We start from the raw sequence: 15,086 nt of genomic DNA, 5'->3' as shown, positions 1-15,086 counted from the left end.
GGTATAATGAAAAAACATTTTTCATTGATTTTATTTTACCAAACTAAGGGCGTTTTCTGCAGTTTTTCGATACGATCGGAATCAGCAGATACAGAAAGGATGTCGCATATGGATGTACTTATGAATTTTCCTTTACTGGCGAGTTTTGCCGCCATTATTTTTGCCCAAGTTGTAAAAGTGCCTATTCAATTTATCGTATCCAAAAAACTTGACTGGTCTCTTGTGACGAGCACCGGCGGCATGCCGAGCTCCCATTCCGCCGCCGTCACCGCGCTGTCAACCGGAATCGCTTTGGAACAGGGACTGGACTCGCCCCTGTTTGCAGTCGCCGCGATTTTCGCCGTCATTACGATGTTCGATGCTACAGGTGTCAGGCGGCATGCGGGTGAACAGGCGACAGTCATTAATAAACTGGTCATCGACTTTAATCGGTTTGTCAGCGAAGCGAAGGACTTTCAGAAAGCGGAAGAGAAAGAAAAACAGAAGAAATTGAAAGAGCTGCTCGGCCATCAGCCGATTGAAGTGTTCTTCGGCGGCGTCACCGGTATTGTGCTGACATTGATTTTAGATTATTTCTTTATGTAAAAACGCTTCAGCGGATGCTGAAGCGTTTTTATTCTTTTACCGTTTTGTATTGATTTCTGAACACTTGCAGCGACTTTGTTTCGTTCAGCTTTACAAGTTCGTCCTCAGTCACTGTGCCGTTCCCTTTTTTAATAATGTAGACTTCAAGTGTTTTTTTGCCCCAATTGTTATAGACGTCCTTGACAGTGTCAAAGTAGAGGTCAAGGCGGCTGCCTTTAATTTTTGAGCCGGTATCGGCGACAACCCCGTAACCGTAATTCGGTATAAACAGAATCGTCCCGATCGGGAAAACAGACGGATCGGCCGCAACAGTTGAATATAAATCGCGTTTGACCTTCACGCCTGAATATGTAATTCCGTACTGCGGATGACCCGGAGATTTTCCGGTAGATTCCGCTCCGGCGGTATAACCGGTGGCCGTCACCTTTTGTGACGGATAGCGTTCCCAGTCAAAAGCTTCTTCCAGCGGCTTTACCCTGCCTGATGCCTTCTTTTCCGGCTGATTCTGTAAGGATTGAAACGGAGTGCCGATGTTTTTCAAAACGGCGCCGCGATGTTCCGTCATCCAATTTGTCAGATCCTTTGCTTCAACACCGGTTATGGAAAAGTATGTCGCATGGCATGCGCCCAAAAAGAGCACGATCATGAATACGCGTCTGATTATCGTCAATCTGAAATCACTCTCCTCCGAGTCATTGTTCCCAACTCGGTGAGGTGCTATACAAAAAGCGCCGCGACACAAAAAAAGCTTTCTTGAATAAGAAAGCGGCTTAAAACATTTGATATCCTCTTTTTCTGAGCGCCTTTATGGCAATGCCTGACATGATGGCTCCCGCCAGTCCGCCCGCCAAAATCACGACATCCGCAACCGCTAATGACATGATGCGCTGAAACAGGCTTTGAAAGGATTCCCCCGGCGCCTGCACGTAACTGATCATCTTTTTATTGCTGATAATGAAAAGGCATACAATCGGATAGACAACAGCCATAATCCACGACATTCTAAGCAGCATGTTCAACAGAAAGCCTATGCCGAAAAACAGTACAAAAAATAGTACGATTGAGATCAGGACAACCGGCAAACTAATCACAAACATCCACCCCCTACAGCACTTTCAGTGTACCTCGGGGGCGGTAAAAAAGTCAACGTCTGGAAAAATCAGCGTCTCTCTTTGCCGCTTCCCTGGCAGGAGGGACATGTTTCGGAGCCGCCAAGAAGCAATTGAAAATACCCTTTACCTGAGCAGAACGGACACGCCGCCGTGCTTTTTGCTGTCGTTTTCATGCGGATCACCCTTTTTTCTTAATTTTCTGATAATATATCATATTTACTTGTCAAGCAACAAGTCAGAATATGTAACATAACAACTCATGTAAGCGGAAACATTCATTTTTTTCTTTTACATGCTTTTTATAGCGCTCTTTTTTAAAAGAAGAGAAAACCCGCGGCTGCGGGTTTTCAGAAGAATTTAAACTTCCCTTTTTTCAGCGTCAGGCCCAGCCCGCCGATCATAAAGAGCGAGCGGTTATCAATGACCTTTTTCATAAAGGACGCCGGCATGCCTTTGAGCTTCCTGCCGTATACGACTCCGACAGCGTTATGCTCACCGAGGGAGGCGACGGTTCCTTTAATGTCAGGCTTGAACTCTTCAAGCTGGCCTCCTTTAATCAAACCGCCCAGATTTTTAGCGACCGTTTCTCCTTGCTGCATCGCGATCTGAGCAGTCGGCGGGTACGGCCGTTCCGTCTCTTCATTGATAAAGAGCGAGCTGTCGCCGAGAATAAAAACGTCATCATGTCCCGGCGCCCGAAGATCAGGGTTGACCTTGACACGGCCGCGCATATTTTCAAAACCCGCTTCCTCCACGATCGGATGTCCGCGCACGCCCGCGGCCCAGACAACGGTCTGCGATTTGATTTCTTCCGGCTCTTCATCTTTCTTGCCGACTGTGACACCGTCTGCGCGGCATTCTTGAACCGCGGTGCCGATTTTAAATTCAACGCCTTTGCTCTCAAGGTATTGAACGGCGTAATCGACAAGCTCCGGATCAAATCCCGGCAAAACCGTCGGGGCGGCCTCGACACAGACGATCCGGACGAGACTTTCATCTATATCATAATATCTGCATAACTCCGGCTTGCGGTTCGCAAGTTCACCGAGAAATTCAATTCCCGTAAAGCCCGCTCCGCCGACAACGATGGTTAAGCGGTCAGGGCGTTTTTCGGCCTCCGTATTGTATGTCGCAAATTGGAGCTCAATATGGTCTTTCAGCTGGCGCGACGTATTAATATTCGCGATCGGAAAAGCGAATTCTTTTAAGCCTTTAATCCCGAATGTTTCAGGGACGGCGCCAAGCCCGATGACGAGATAATCATAAGGGATGTCCCCTTGTGAAAGCGTCACCTTTTTATTTTGCACATCTATCGCTTTTACGGTATCCTGCACAAATTTGACCCGTGATTCATTGATTACATCTTTTATTTGATATCTGCAGCGGTCATGATGCAGCGTTCCTGCGCTCGCTTCATGCATCCATGTCGTTTCATAATGATAATTGTGTTTATTGACCAAAGTAATGTCGGCGTCATTTGCCCCGATATGCTTCGGAAGCCTTGTTACTGTCATTAATCCACCATAACCTGCACCTAAAACCACGATTTTGGGTTTATTCAATGCCATCACATCCACCTTCTTTTTTTTGCTGTTAGACGCATAATCAAATCAACATTTGTATTAGCTTCAGCTTATTGGCGGGATTTTATGAAATGAAATATAAAATTTTTTAGAAAACCGCACATGTCTGCATATCACCATACTATCCGGAAGAATCGGAAAACATTCAGGAAAAAACAGATTGGAATTTGTCCCCATCTTAGCGGCGGCCGCAATTTTTTTCAAGAATGAAGCGGCCGGGCGGTTTTCGGCACTCGTCATCCTTTCAAATTCTATGTTATAATTAATAACAATTTTCAATTAGGAGGCAATTTGGTATGCAAGAGGATTCAAAGGTTTATGATATTACGGTCATCGGCGGCGGCCCGGTCGGCCTGTTTACCGCTTTTTACGGGGGAATGAGACAGGCGAGCGTCAAAATCATCGAGAGCCTGCCTCAGCTTGGCGGCCAGCTCAGCGCGCTGTACCCTGAAAAATATATTTATGATGTAGCCGGATTCCCGAAAATCCGCGCCCAGGAACTTGTGAATAACTTAAAAGAGCAAATGGCAAAGTTCGATCAGACCATCTGCTTAGAGCAGGCCGTCGAATCTGTTGAAAAACAGGCGGACGGTGTGTTTAAGCTTGTCACGAATTCAGAAACGCATTATTCAAAAACGGTCATTATCACCGCGGGAAACGGCGCATTTAAGCCGAGAAAGCTTGAGCTGGAATCAGCGGAACAATATGAAGGCAAAAACCTGCACTACTTCATTGACGACCTCAATCAATTCGCAGGCAGACGCGTTGCCGTTCTGGGCGGCGGCGATTCCGCTGTTGACTGGGCGCTCATGCTTGAGCCGATTGCTAAAGAAGTCAGCATCATCCACCGCCGTGATAAATTCCGCGCGCATGAGCACAGTGTCGAAAACCTGCATAATTCTAAAGTCAACGTGCTGACACCGTTTGTTCCCGCTGAACTTGTCGGTGAAGACCGGATCGAACAGCTCGTTCTCGAAGAAGTGAAAGGCGACCGTAAAGAAATCATTGAAATTGATGACCTGATCGTAAACTACGGCTTTGTTTCTTCTCTCGGCCCGATTAAAAACTGGGGCCTTGACATCGAGAAAAATTCCATCGTCGTCAAAAGCACGATGGAAACGAATATTGAAGGCTTCTTTGCCGCCGGAGATATCTGCACATATGAAGGCAAAGTCAAGCTGATCGCCAGCGGTTTCGGCGAAGCTCCGACAGCCGTGAACAACGCGAAGGCTTACATGGACCCGAAAGCGCGCGTCCAGCCACTGCATTCTACAAGCATGTTTGAAAAATAATATAAAAAAGAGTCTGTGTCATACCGGCACAGACTCTTTTTTATTTAAACATCCAAATATAATTCATGACGGTTCCGACAACGAGCGCAATGACAAGCGCCGACACGACCCAAATCGTGCCTAAAATAATCCGGTCCTGAATTTTCTGGGCTTTCGGGCTGTGCCCGGGCTGTTTTTGTTCCACACCGGCCCCTCCCTTCTTCTGCAAATCTATCTATCGTAACAAATGTCTTACAACAACCAATACTACTATGATAACCAAACTGCAAATGGATGACAAGCTGACCGCATATGAGGCAGCATGAAATCATTTGACATTCCTGACAAAACGAAGTACATTATAAAAAGACGAACATTTTAATTTTATTTAATTATATTATTCGCTTTTAGGGGTGTTATATATGGAAAATGTATTTGATTACGAAGATATTCAGCTGATTCCTGCAAAATGCATTGTTGAAAGCCGATCTGAATGTGATACATCAGTTACGTTGGGCGGACACACGTTTAAACTTCCGGTCGTACCGGCCAACATGCAGACGATTATAGATGAAAACATCGCGGCCTGGCTCGCGGAAAACGGGTATTTTTATATCATGCACCGCTTCGAGCCGGAAAAACGCCTGGCTTTTGTCCGGGATATGAAAGCGCGCGGACTGATTTCTTCCATCAGTGTCGGCGTGAAGGAAAATGACTATGAATTCATCCAGGAGCTGAAAGAACAGGAGCTGGTGCCGGATTATATTACCATTGATATCGCGCACGGCCATTCCAATGCCGTGATCAGCATGATTCAATTTATTAAAGAACATGTCCCGGAAAGCTTTGTCATCGCAGGGAATGTCGGGACGCCTGAAGCCGTAAGGGAGCTGGAACGCGCGGGCGCTGACGCGACAAAAGTGGGAATCGGCCCCGGGAAAGTCTGCATCACAAAAATTAAAACCGGCTTCGGAACCGGCGGGTGGCAATTAGCCGCGCTTCGCTGGTGCGCAAAAGCTGCGAGCAAACCGATCATTGCTGACGGCGGCATCCGCACGCACGGCGATATCGCGAAATCCATCCGATTCGGCGCGTCTATGGTCATGATCGGATCATTATTCGCCGGCCACGAAGAATCACCGGGACAAACAATTGAAATCGACGGAAAGCTGTACAAAGAATATTTCGGCTCCGCTTCTGAATTTCAAAAAGGCGAAAAGAAAAACGTCGAGGGCAAAAAAATGCATGTCGAACATAAAGGGTCTTTGCAGGACACGCTGGTTGAAATGGAGCAGGATCTGCAATCTTCCATCTCTTACGCCGGCGGCAATACACTCGAAGCCATCCGTAATGTCGACTATGTAATCGTAAAAAACTCTATTTTCAACGGCGACAGATTTTAACACGCAGCAGAGCCGCTCGAAGATAAAAAAAATGACATTCAATATGAATGTCATTTTTTTTATTAAATACCGAAATAAAGAGCCGCACTGGCTAACAGATTAATCACAAAAATAAACAAAAAGATGTAACGAATGAATTTATTTTGCACCGGAGCAAATATAAAGAGATATAGTCCTGCCACCCCAAAAGTAAGAACAGGAAACAGCCACTCAAAGGATAAAGAAATGATATAACCGATAATCATAACAATCGGCACACCGATTAATGATAATTTACTTCTCATATGATTTCTGCCCCTTTTACTTAAAAATTGGTGTGATGTAAGCTTCAATAATGGCAGCGGCGATCAGCAGACAAATAATAAGCAGCACCAATATTCCAATATGCCTGAACATTGAAGCCATTATCTTTTTTTCCTTAGAAAAACACAGCCTGATGACCAATTCAACGCCCTTAAAACCAATGGCGCCACTTAATAATAACGCGGGAACTTCAAATATACCATGAGGAATTAGCAGTAAAAAAATCTGATAAAAAGGAACCCCGCTATGCAGATTTTCTATAATAGAGCCGCTTAAAATAAACCCGTTGGTGAATAAATAAAAGATTGAGGTCAACCCAAAGGTAAAAAAACCCGCGGCTAAAAACAGACAAGCGATTGCATTATTTTTCAGCAGTTCAACCGCGCCTGACGAGCCGTTGTAAGCCGCTGATGAAACAAAGTGATCGGAAAAAAACGCAGCGACCACACCGCCTGAAAAAAACAGCACTGACGCGATTAACGGAATGGCGGACGTTCTGATTGCCGGCAACATGCGGTTCATCATGTATAGATACGCTCAGCCAATTCTTCAATCTCTTCTAATGAATGCTCGGATGACTGATACTCCGCCGCAAAAACGCCTTCATGTATAATACCGATCGTATCGCACAGCGAATGCGCCAGCTCCAGCAGGTGAGTCGATAACAGGACCGTATTTCCCTGCTTGACGTACTCCTTTAATAACGTCCGTATCGTTTTACCGCTGATTAAATCAATGCCCGTCAGCGGCTCGTCAAGAATTAATATCTTTGGCTGATGAATGAGCGCTGCCGCAATTGATAATTTTTGTTTCATTCCATGTGAATATGTTTTAATCAGCTGATTTCCGTCTTGAGAAAGCTTCAGCGTCTCCAACATATTCTTTATATAATCATTTGTCCGCTGAGACGGCACTTGAAACATCTCCGCTGTAAAACGCAAGTATTCGACTCCCGTTAAGTAATCATATAAAAAAGCATGGTCGGGCACAAAACCGATATCAGCCGATATTTGCCCCCCCTCTTCTGAATCCAGTTCCTTGCCGTCAATCATGACGCGGCCTGAAGTCGGTTTAAGCAGGCCCGAAATGATTTTCAAAGTCGTTGTTTTCCCGACTCCATTAGTCCCCAGCAAAGCATAGATTGAGCCTTTTTTCACCTCAAACGAAATATCTTTCAATACCTGTTTTTCACTATAGTTTTTTTGTATATTCACTAATTTAATCATTGTTTGCAAACCTTTCCGCCATATTGATTCTGCGAAGAAACAGAAACATGACTCCATAGTTTAATAGTGTGAACAGGACAAAAATACCTGATGCAGAATGAATAAGCATCGTTTCAAGTTCCGGCTTTTTATAGATAAAATAGGACGTGATCGCAGCGATTTGAAGCGACACAATGAAAATGAAAGAACTGTATAAGTTGTTATACGTCTTTGCTTTCCCCGCTTCTCCAATTTCGTACAGATGCTCCCAGTTTTTCTTAGGATACAGGGCGGTGCTTGAAATCTGGACAAGACTGTATAAAAAACCCGAACATAAAAACACAATAAACAAGTAAATCGTCAGCGCCGCGGAAGACGGAAAAAACACCGTAATCAAAATGGTGATGATGAACGAATAGATAAGAGCGGCGAGATTATAAATACATACTTTCGGAAACACCAGCTGCCACGCATGTTTGATATTCCGGTGAAACAGATGCTGATTTTTTATTTCCCCGTCAACTGATAATACTGTTTTGAGCGCATCTCCGACGAGCTGATACGAAAAGTTCGCAATGATAACCGCCGCAGACACGATGGCGGCTGCCGAATACCCGATAAAGTGATGCGATAGAAGCGGAATACAAAAACCTAAAAACAGCATGAACAAATACAGCATACTGCCGAAGTTCCTGATAAAAAACCCGTCAATTCTCGATAAAAACAGCAGATCCTTTTGAAAAACGGCATGAAATATTTTGTTATTTCTATATAATTTCAGCTTTGGCGCAAAATCTGCGTTTGTCAAAAACATATAAGGAATAAGGTCCATTTTCTTCAGCGTGGCCGACCACAGTTTAAACATCCCCGCCGTTAAAAGGACGGCGGCCGCAAACACCGCAGCGAAAACGAGCACGGAATGTGAGCGGAATGCTAACCATACATACGGCGTATTCATGAGGATGTTCCGGAAAGCCGGTGACTCCGTAAAGCTTGAAATATCCTTTGCGGTATACTCCCCAAACACGAGAAGATAAACGGCATACCCGACTGCAAGCGGAACCAGCAGGCTGACGCTGAATAAAATGCCTTTCAGGATTTTCAAGTAAAACAATTTGCTCCATATATTTGTAAGAAGATAAACAACATAAGAAAACAGCATAGATAAAAATAAATTGAGAAGAAAATAAACGAAGCCCAAGAAAAATACGATGATCGCCGCAGACCCGGTCATGCCTGCGCTTGATAAAAACAAAAAGACCGGAAAAACAAAAAGATACCATACGAAAATGGTTTTTTTGATCGCCTGGCCGGCAAAAACAGAAAACAGCTGTAAAAAACGCACCTTTTTTAATTGATGAATGACCTTGCGCGTATCCAGCAGAAAGGCATTGTGATGTTCTTTAAAGAAGCCGGCAGCCCAAAAAAGCTGCTCAAGTGAAACGGCGATTAAAACAAATTGCCCCCATGCGCTGAGGGGCAGCTGAATCAGTTTTGTCCCGAATACAACACCGCATCCCAGGAAAACGAGATATAAACATAACAGAGAAATAATAATGGCAGACAGCAGTTTGCTGTTGAGTTGAGGAATGCCCCAATCTTCCTTTCTTTTTCGAAACGATGACAGGGTATTATATTTGATAAGAGCCGCAATTTGTTTGACTATCATACTTTCAATCCTTACATATGTATTTGGGAGAGAGGCTCTTTTTGCAGCTTGTACAAAAAGAGCAATTATTTATTGGTCGATTTTACCAAGCAGCTGCGTATTTTTTGCCGTATTTCTTAATCATTGTTTTTGCTGTTGCAACGATTGCATAAGAAATCGCGCCTGCGCCTGTAACGATACCGATGAGAGAAATGATAGAAGCAATTGTTGATGCCGCATCAATAATATCAATTGCTTTTTTAGCTGCTGCTGTAGAGATACCCAAAGTCGAAGCTAATTCAGCATTGGCTGAGAATGCATGAGCCGCCGCCACGTTTAATTCAGTTCCCGTTAATAATAGTGCATAAACCAATGTTGCTGCAGCAAGAGCCGCGCCAAACAAAATGAAAGACTTTTTATTAGATTTTACTAAGTTCATCATAACATCTCCCTACTCTGTTTTTTTAATTTATAATAAAATTCAGCTTAATTGACTCTCTCCCGAGCTAAATTTTATCCGCCATAAAATAATTAAAGAAAATAGTAAAGAGTTTTAATAAAACAAAACATCCAGTCAAAATGATTCTCTTGCCTTTACTGAGATCGGTAAGTTTTCCTGCGGCAGCATAAAGAGCCGCAATTGATATGAGCAGAAATGGATCCAGCAGCTGCAGACTCAAGCTGGTGCCGCCGGCAGAATATATAAGCGAGGAATCAGCCGTTAAGTAGTTAACAACTGAAAGAATCAACATTTTAAATGCCGAGATTAAAGAAGTCAGCGTATATAGAAGCAAATATATTTTTTTCGGTTTTTTTGTACCGAGAATAAAAGCGGCAACGAATAATAGAAATCCGCCTATCAGAATTTCCACAAAAGTTGTGAAGATCATAAACCCTTGCAGAAACATGACAATCGTACGAACACTTTTCTCCCCGATATCGTAGGTACTTTCTCCGACGGAAGAATAATATGACTGCAGAACTTTATCTGAAATACTGAATTGGAAGAGTAATGAACAGATCAAAATGATGAAAAAAGAACTTAAAAATATTTTTTTATTGCTCAATTGACCTATCATATTATCATCCTTTTCTTACAAAATAAATTAACTATTCTATACTTTTACAATTTAGTTTATTCCTATCAAAAAATCAATATCCTTTCGAAAAATATGACTTTAGAACGTGTTGACTAAGAGCACATCTTTCAGAGTTTTTAGTTCTATATCCCCTTTATTTTTTTCCGAATTTGCAAATAGTATGATTTGAACCGTTGATTTGAGGATTTTTGTGAAGGCCGTCACTCCTAAACCTATTGAAAATCTGCCCATTTCCTTTTGTGACATATGTCTGAATTCATCACATTTTTTTATTGACTTAAAACATGGTTTAAGTCGTATCATCACCCAGTGACAAGGAAAGAATACTGTTGGAGGTCTTTCGAAGACATGTTGTTCAATTCGTGAAGCAGCAGCAAAGTGTAATATGACAGAATCAACGTTACGTTATTATGAAAACAAGGGACTGCTGCCGCTGATTGAACGTGATGAAGCCAGCCGGCGGTTATTTTCAGAAGATCAAATGCCGCTCCTTGAAATCGTGATTTGTTTAAAAAATACCCACATGACCATCAAAGGCTTTAAGCAATATATTGATTGGGTAATTGAAGGAGAGAGTCCTATTAAACTCCGGCTTGACATGATGAGGAGACACAAGCGGTCAGTACTGGATGAAATGTCGTCAATGACAAAGGCTTTAAAAGGGATTGAAATGAAAATTGCACGTTATATCAAAAGCTCTGTTCAAGAGACGTAAGTTTGTTGAAGTAAAAACAATCGGAAAAGAGGAGTAATATGAAACTGACGGGAAATACAATACTGATTACGGGCGGAAATTCCGGAATAGGATTGGCTTTCGCAGAACGGTTTTTAAAAGCGGGAAATAAAGTCATCGTGACCGGACGGCGTGAGCACGCTCTTCAAAAAGCAAAGGAAACATTCCCGGATCTTATTACCTATGTCAGTGATTTGAGCATTCCATCTGAACGTATATCACTGTTTGATTGGGTGAAAGAAAATTATCCGGAAGTGAATGTGATAGTAAACAACGCGGGGATTCAACAACGTTTTCATGTGCTGAAAGCGGATGCGAAGGACAATTGGGACTATTTTAATAAAGAAATCACAACGAACATTGAAGCTCCCTTCCACCTGTCTATGCTGTTCGCTCCGTTTTTTGTGGGAAAAGAAGATGCGGCTGTCATTAACGTCTCTTCGGGATTGGCTTTTACACCGCTTGCCATTGCACCGATCTATTCAGCAACGAAAGCGGCGCTTCATTCATTTACAATGAGTCTGAGACATCAGCTTTCTGATTCATCTGTAGAAGTGATTGAAGTTGCGCCTCCGGCGGTGAATACAGATTTAGGCGGAGCAGGGCTGCATACTCAAGGAGAACCGCTGGATGAATTCGCTGATGGGATTTTTAAAGGACTGAAAGAGGGCAAACTAGAAATCGGATACGGTTCTTCAGCGGAACGGCTGCGCATGTCACGGGATAAAGCCGATGAACATACCGCTAATATGTACAATGCGATGAAACATACAATTGAATAACATCTTTGAAAAAGCAAAACCCGCTTCTATTGAGCGGGTTTTGGCTTTTATTAAACAGATAAACGCCTTTCTTAACAATGGTGCAAGCGCCATCGAAAAGAAAGACGTCCTATTTTTTCATCCTGAGAATGGCGGGCTGACCCTTAGCACTCTTCCGGCGTACCGGCGTTTTTGGCCGTGCGGAAAGAAGATCCGCAGCCGCAGGAAGCGATGGCATTCGGGTTGTCAATGGTGAAACCGCCGCCCATCATGGACTGTTTGAAGTCAATGATCGTGCCGGTCATAATATCAAGGCTTTCGCTGTCGATCAAAACGGTGATTCCGTGCTGTTCAAACATGCTGTCTTTTTCGCCTTTTTCATGCTCAAATCCCATTCCGTAAGACAGGCCGCTGCAGCCGCCGCCTTTTACGCCCACACGGAGAAACGCGTTTTCTTCTTCATGCTCTTTCATCATATCTTTTATATGCAAAGCCGCTGCTTCAGTGATGGTTACTGGAACACTCATAGGTAGACCTCCTTTTTTAAAAACGGATGCTGATATCTATTATAAACCTTGAGGAGCGTATTTCTCAAACGAGCTGTTTACAAATAATAGACGCCGCTGCATACGGTTTCGGCGGGTCCCGTCATCAGCACGTGCCCGTTGTCCTGCCAATTAATCACAAGATCGCCCCCCGCTAAATGAACGGTGATATCCCGGTTTCGTTCGGAAACACCGTTCAATACGGATGCGACAGCCGCCGCACAGGCGCCCGTTCCGCAAGCCTGTGTAATGCCGGAGCCGCGTTCCCATACGCGGAAATGAAGTTCATCGGCGCTGACGGTTTCCACAAATTCGACATTGACGCCTTCCGGAAATCTCGGGTCTTTTTCAATGACGGGACCGAGCGTTGTAAGAGGCGCTTGATTGATATCCGCAACCGGAAAAACAATATGGGGGTTTCCCATTGATACGGCTGTTCCGGAAAGCTCCGTTTCTCCAAAAACAAAGGTTTCATCGATCGTCCGTTCATCTTCATTGCCGAGCATCGGCAGCTCTTTTTTGGTGAGGCGCGGTTCGCCCATATCGACGGCGACTTCACGCACAATCCCGTTGTCTTCCGTAATATCTGCTTTCACAAGGCCTGAAAGCGTCTCAATGAAAAAGGACGTTTCTTCTGTCAGCTTATGTTCGTATGCGTACTTTGCCACACAGCGAAGGCCGTTGCCGCAATTTTTCCCTTCTGAGCCGTCATTATTAAAAATCCGCATTTTGACCGGCGCTTTTTCAGACGGACAGATGAGGATCATTCCGTCAGAGCCGATGCCCGTGTGAATGCTGGACACTTTAACGGCAATCTCAGCCAGCCGTTCTTCCGGCAGCTGTTCTTCAAATTGATTTACATATATATAACTGTTTCCAAGACCGTGCATCTTGGTAAAACGGAATGAATTCATATCGGCCTCCAACTTTTTTTCTTTTACTTAGTATAAAAGCTCTTCCCCTCGGACACAATACAAATATCCCCCGTTTTTCATACATAAAAGCTCCCTGCATATGCAGGGAGCTTTTATCGTTTACTAAATAAACATGCCGGCAATCGCCGCGCTGAGAAGGTTTGCGAGTGTTCCCGCAATAACCGCTCTTAATCCGAGGCGCGCAATGTCCGAACGGCGGCTTGGGGCCAAACCGCCCAGTGTGCCGAGCATAATCGCAATCGAAGAGAAGTTGGCAAATCCGCACAGCGCAAAGCTGATAATCGTAGACGTTTTTTTAGAAAAGTCCGCAATATGCGGACCGAAGTTTGAATAAGCGACAAACTCATTCAGCACAAGTTTCTGTCCGATATAGCTTCCCGCTCCGAGCGCTTCATGCCAAGGAACGCCGATTACAAATGCGATCGGTGAAAACACGTAACCGAGAATGGATTCTAATGTAATATGTTTGAAACCGAACCAGCCGCCGATTCCGCCGAGAATTCCGTTCACTACGGCGATGAGCGCGACAAACGCAAGCAGCATGGCGCCGACATTTAGAGCAATCTGAAGGCCCGTGGACGCGCCTTTTGCCGCTGCGTCAATCACGTTAGCGGCGCCTTCGCCTTCTTCGTCCATATTAAAATCGCCTTTTATCGTCTGCGTTTTTTCCGTTTCAGGTATTAACATTTTTCCGAACACGAGACCGGCGGGAGCCGCCATAAAGCTGGCCGCCAGCAAGTATTCGATCGGAATGCCTAACAGGGCGTAACCGAAAAGCGTCGAACCCGCTACAGCCGAAAGGCCGCTCGTCATAATCGTAAACAGCTCGGAACGGGTCAATCCCGCAATCAGCGGTTTAATGGCAAGCGGTGATTCAGACTGTCCGACAAAAATATTCGCAGCCGCCGCAAGCGATTCCGTTCTGCTTGTCCCAAGAAGTTTTGACAGTCCGCCTCCGATAACGCGAAAGATGAGCTGCATGATTTTCAAGTGATACAAAACGGCAATCAGCGCTGAGAAAAAGATAATGACCGGCAGAACGCTCAGCGCGAAAGCCGGGCTGCTGCCCACTTTTAACAGCGGGCCAAAAATAAAGCTGATGCCTTCGTTCGCATAATCAATGAGAAGCTGCACACGGCTTGAGAACCATAAAAATACGGCCCGGCCGGCGTCCCACTTTAATACGATGAATCCGAAGGCCATTTGTAAACATAAACCGACAATGACGGTTCGCAGGTTAATTTTGCTTTTCTTCTCTGATAACAAAAAAGCAATGGCTAATATAGCAACTGCCCCGAGCAGCCCCCAAACGATATTCAATGAATCCACCTCTAAAATTTTATTTAAAAAAAGTCTTTATTAAGATAACAATATTTATTTTTGCTGTCTACAAATTTTTTATTTTGCCAAAACCCGGGGCGCAATAAAAAAGAGACCCCGTTCGGAGCCTCTGATTAAAACATCGGATTTTCTTCTATGAATGTATATATGTTGTCAACCAATTCAGCAGGCGTGCCCCCTGTGACCACTTCGCCGTTAACCAAGGCGAACAGGGACTCCATGCATTTTCCGCAGTAGCTTAAACAGCCGTACTCAAGCACGTCCAAGTTCGGATCCTTCTCTAAGATCTCAAGTGCTTCCTGGGAACCGCGCGCTAAATTGCTGACACAGAATTCAATCATCGGATTCATGCGGTTTCACCTCACATATGTACCTTATCCTAACGGAATTTCCTCTATTCGTCAAAGATCCGGTTTCACGCTCAATGTTATCGTAACATATTAATTCAGGTTAAAGGTTTTACTATTACGTGTTTTCTGGTCAATTTGTAGGTTATTTTAAAACTATTATTGTGGTTTTAGATCAAATTCGATATAATTCTAGATGTTATTTTACATAGTT

The 15,086-nt window shown here is 44.1% G+C and carries 20 protein-coding genes; 5 read left to right on the top strand and 15 right to left on the bottom strand.

Going from position 1 to position 15,086, the window contains the following annotated elements:
• Positions 1–108 precede the first annotated feature (108 nt).
• Positions 109–585 (top strand): divergent PAP2 family protein, encoded by a 477-nt coding sequence (locus ACWJJ4_RS04575; protein ID WP_003151991.1) that lies wholly within the window; start codon positions 109–111, stop codon positions 583–585.
• A gap of 28 nt (positions 586–613) precedes the next feature.
• On the opposite strand, the gene ACWJJ4_RS04570 is transcribed toward ACWJJ4_RS04575, so the two are convergent.
• From ACWJJ4_RS04570 to ACWJJ4_RS04555, 4 genes are all read right to left on the bottom strand, one after another.
• Positions 614–1,255, bottom strand: a complete 642-nt coding sequence (locus ACWJJ4_RS04570; RefSeq protein WP_003151990.1) for a 3D domain-containing protein — start codon at positions 1,253–1,255, stop codon at positions 614–616.
• Between the two features lie 100 nt (positions 1,256–1,355).
• Positions 1,356–1,676: a YuiB family protein gene (locus ACWJJ4_RS04565; protein ID WP_003151989.1), complete on the bottom strand. Its 321-nt coding sequence runs from the start codon at positions 1,674–1,676 to the stop codon at positions 1,356–1,358.
• A gap of 68 nt (positions 1,677–1,744) precedes the next feature.
• On the bottom strand, positions 1,745–1,870 hold the full coding sequence (locus ACWJJ4_RS04560) for a YuiA family protein (protein ID WP_007408708.1): 126 nt from the start codon (positions 1,868–1,870) through the stop codon (positions 1,745–1,747).
• 174 nt (positions 1,871–2,044) lie between these two features.
• Positions 2,045–3,265, bottom strand: coding sequence for an NAD(P)/FAD-dependent oxidoreductase (locus tag ACWJJ4_RS04555; protein ID WP_007408709.1), 1,221 nt, complete (start codon positions 3,263–3,265; stop codon positions 2,045–2,047).
• A gap of 311 nt (positions 3,266–3,576) precedes the next feature.
• Between ACWJJ4_RS04555 and yumC the strand changes: the two genes are divergently transcribed.
• Complete coding sequence (gene yumC, locus ACWJJ4_RS04550) at positions 3,577–4,572, top strand: ferredoxin--NADP reductase 2 (protein WP_003151984.1); 996 nt, start codon at positions 3,577–3,579, stop codon at positions 4,570–4,572.
• Positions 4,573–4,612: 40 nt separating this feature from the next.
• Here yumC and ACWJJ4_RS04545 read toward each other — a convergent pair whose 3' ends face one another.
• Positions 4,613–4,756 (bottom strand): hypothetical protein, encoded by a 144-nt coding sequence (locus tag ACWJJ4_RS04545; RefSeq protein WP_003151982.1) that lies wholly within the window; start codon positions 4,754–4,756, stop codon positions 4,613–4,615.
• A 217-nt stretch (positions 4,757–4,973) separates the two neighbouring features.
• On the opposite strand from ACWJJ4_RS04545, the gene guaC reads away from it, so the two are divergent.
• Positions 4,974–5,954 (top strand): GMP reductase, encoded by a 981-nt coding sequence (gene guaC / locus ACWJJ4_RS04540; protein ID WP_102422009.1) that lies wholly within the window; start codon positions 4,974–4,976, stop codon positions 5,952–5,954.
• Between the two features lie 62 nt (positions 5,955–6,016).
• Here guaC and ACWJJ4_RS04535 read toward each other — a convergent pair whose 3' ends face one another.
• From ACWJJ4_RS04535 to ACWJJ4_RS04510, 6 genes are all read right to left on the bottom strand, one after another.
• Positions 6,017–6,238 (bottom strand): DUF5970 family protein, encoded by a 222-nt coding sequence (locus ACWJJ4_RS04535; protein ID WP_003151978.1) that lies wholly within the window; start codon positions 6,236–6,238, stop codon positions 6,017–6,019.
• 16 nt (positions 6,239–6,254) lie between these two features.
• Complete coding sequence (locus tag ACWJJ4_RS04530) at positions 6,255–6,782, bottom strand: stage II sporulation protein M (RefSeq protein WP_070082304.1); 528 nt, start codon at positions 6,780–6,782, stop codon at positions 6,255–6,257.
• Positions 6,779–7,483, bottom strand: coding sequence for an ABC transporter ATP-binding protein (locus tag ACWJJ4_RS04525; protein WP_003151975.1), 705 nt, complete (start codon positions 7,481–7,483; stop codon positions 6,779–6,781). The genes ACWJJ4_RS04530 and ACWJJ4_RS04525 overlap by 4 nt, the downstream gene beginning before the upstream one ends.
• Positions 7,476–9,131 (bottom strand): hypothetical protein, encoded by a 1,656-nt coding sequence (locus tag ACWJJ4_RS04520; protein WP_003151974.1) that lies wholly within the window; start codon positions 9,129–9,131, stop codon positions 7,476–7,478. Before ACWJJ4_RS04520 ends, ACWJJ4_RS04525 begins: the two co-directional genes overlap by 8 nt.
• An 82-nt stretch (positions 9,132–9,213) precedes the next feature.
• The gene (locus ACWJJ4_RS04515) at positions 9,214–9,549 is read right to left on the bottom strand and encodes an uberolysin/carnocyclin family circular bacteriocin (protein ID WP_003151973.1); all 336 of its coding nucleotides are present in this window, start codon (positions 9,547–9,549) and stop codon (positions 9,214–9,216) included.
• Positions 9,550–9,616: 67 nt separating this feature from the next.
• Complete coding sequence (locus ACWJJ4_RS04510) at positions 9,617–10,189, bottom strand: hypothetical protein (protein ID WP_014305740.1); 573 nt, start codon at positions 10,187–10,189, stop codon at positions 9,617–9,619.
• A gap of 379 nt (positions 10,190–10,568) precedes the next feature.
• On the opposite strand from ACWJJ4_RS04510, the gene ACWJJ4_RS04505 reads away from it, so the two are divergent.
• Both ACWJJ4_RS04505 and ACWJJ4_RS04500 read left to right on the top strand, forming a co-directional pair.
• The gene (locus ACWJJ4_RS04505) at positions 10,569–10,925 is read left to right on the top strand and encodes a MerR family transcriptional regulator (RefSeq protein ID WP_274596864.1); all 357 of its coding nucleotides are present in this window, start codon (positions 10,569–10,571) and stop codon (positions 10,923–10,925) included.
• Between the two features lie 38 nt (positions 10,926–10,963).
• Complete coding sequence (locus tag ACWJJ4_RS04500; protein ID WP_454021469.1) at positions 10,964–11,725, top strand: SDR family oxidoreductase; 762 nt, start codon at positions 10,964–10,966, stop codon at positions 11,723–11,725.
• Between the two features lie 143 nt (positions 11,726–11,868).
• Here the strand turns inward: ACWJJ4_RS04500 and ACWJJ4_RS04495 are convergent, their stop codons facing one another.
• From ACWJJ4_RS04495 to ACWJJ4_RS04480, 4 genes are all read right to left on the bottom strand, one after another.
• Positions 11,869–12,231: a HesB/IscA family protein gene (locus ACWJJ4_RS04495; protein ID WP_454021468.1), complete on the bottom strand. Its 363-nt coding sequence runs from the start codon at positions 12,229–12,231 to the stop codon at positions 11,869–11,871.
• Between the two features lie 77 nt (positions 12,232–12,308).
• The gene (gene dapF, locus ACWJJ4_RS04490; RefSeq protein WP_012118345.1) at positions 12,309–13,163 is read right to left on the bottom strand and encodes a diaminopimelate epimerase; all 855 of its coding nucleotides are present in this window, start codon (positions 13,161–13,163) and stop codon (positions 12,309–12,311) included.
• 123 nt (positions 13,164–13,286) lie between these two features.
• Positions 13,287–14,504 (bottom strand): NupC/NupG family nucleoside CNT transporter, encoded by a 1,218-nt coding sequence (locus ACWJJ4_RS04485; RefSeq protein ID WP_024085753.1) that lies wholly within the window; start codon positions 14,502–14,504, stop codon positions 13,287–13,289.
• A 134-nt stretch (positions 14,505–14,638) separates the two neighbouring features.
• A complete protein-coding gene (locus tag ACWJJ4_RS04480; RefSeq protein WP_007408721.1) occupies positions 14,639–14,875 on the bottom strand; it encodes a YuzB family protein in 237 nt (78 codons plus the stop codon).
• Positions 14,876–15,086 lie beyond the last annotated feature (211 nt).

This window comes from Bacillus sp. JK62 (assembly GCF_053663455.1).
The sequence above is the reverse complement of the archived record's forward strand: the minus strand, read 5'-3'. Positions and strand labels throughout refer to the sequence as shown.

Coding starts and splice junctions, on each gene's coding strand:
- ACWJJ4_RS04530 (WP_070082304.1), bottom strand. CDS start 6,782: ATGATGAACCGCATGTTGCCGGCAATCAGAACGTCCGCCATTCCGTTA.
- ACWJJ4_RS04520 (WP_003151974.1), bottom strand. CDS start 9,131: ATGATAGTCAAACAAATTGCGGCTCTTATCAAATATAATACCCTGTCA.
- ACWJJ4_RS04480 (WP_007408721.1), bottom strand. CDS start 14,875: ATGAATCCGATGATTGAATTCTGTGTCAGCAATTTAGCGCGCGGTTCC.
- ACWJJ4_RS04500 (WP_454021469.1), top strand. CDS start 10,964: ATGAAACTGACGGGAAATACAATACTGATTACGGGCGGAAATTCCGGA.
- ACWJJ4_RS04575 (WP_003151991.1), top strand. CDS start 109: ATGGATGTACTTATGAATTTTCCTTTACTGGCGAGTTTTGCCGCCATT.
- dapF (WP_012118345.1), bottom strand. CDS start 13,163: ATGAATTCATTCCGTTTTACCAAGATGCACGGTCTTGGAAACAGTTAT.
- ACWJJ4_RS04515 (WP_003151973.1), bottom strand. CDS start 9,549: ATGAACTTAGTAAAATCTAATAAAAAGTCTTTCATTTTGTTTGGCGCG.
- ACWJJ4_RS04535 (WP_003151978.1), bottom strand. CDS start 6,238: ATGAGAAGTAAATTATCATTAATCGGTGTGCCGATTGTTATGATTATC.
- guaC (WP_102422009.1), top strand. CDS start 4,974: ATGGAAAATGTATTTGATTACGAAGATATTCAGCTGATTCCTGCAAAA.
- yumC (WP_003151984.1), top strand. CDS start 3,577: ATGCAAGAGGATTCAAAGGTTTATGATATTACGGTCATCGGCGGCGGC.
- ACWJJ4_RS04525 (WP_003151975.1), bottom strand. CDS start 7,483: ATGATTAAATTAGTGAATATACAAAAAAACTATAGTGAAAAACAGGTA.
- ACWJJ4_RS04560 (WP_007408708.1), bottom strand. CDS start 1,870: ATGAAAACGACAGCAAAAAGCACGGCGGCGTGTCCGTTCTGCTCAGGT.
- ACWJJ4_RS04555 (WP_007408709.1), bottom strand. CDS start 3,265: ATGGCATTGAATAAACCCAAAATCGTGGTTTTAGGTGCAGGTTATGGT.
- ACWJJ4_RS04510 (WP_014305740.1), bottom strand. CDS start 10,189: ATGATAGGTCAATTGAGCAATAAAAAAATATTTTTAAGTTCTTTTTTC.
- ACWJJ4_RS04495 (WP_454021468.1), bottom strand. CDS start 12,231: ATGAGTGTTCCAGTAACCATCACTGAAGCAGCGGCTTTGCATATAAAA.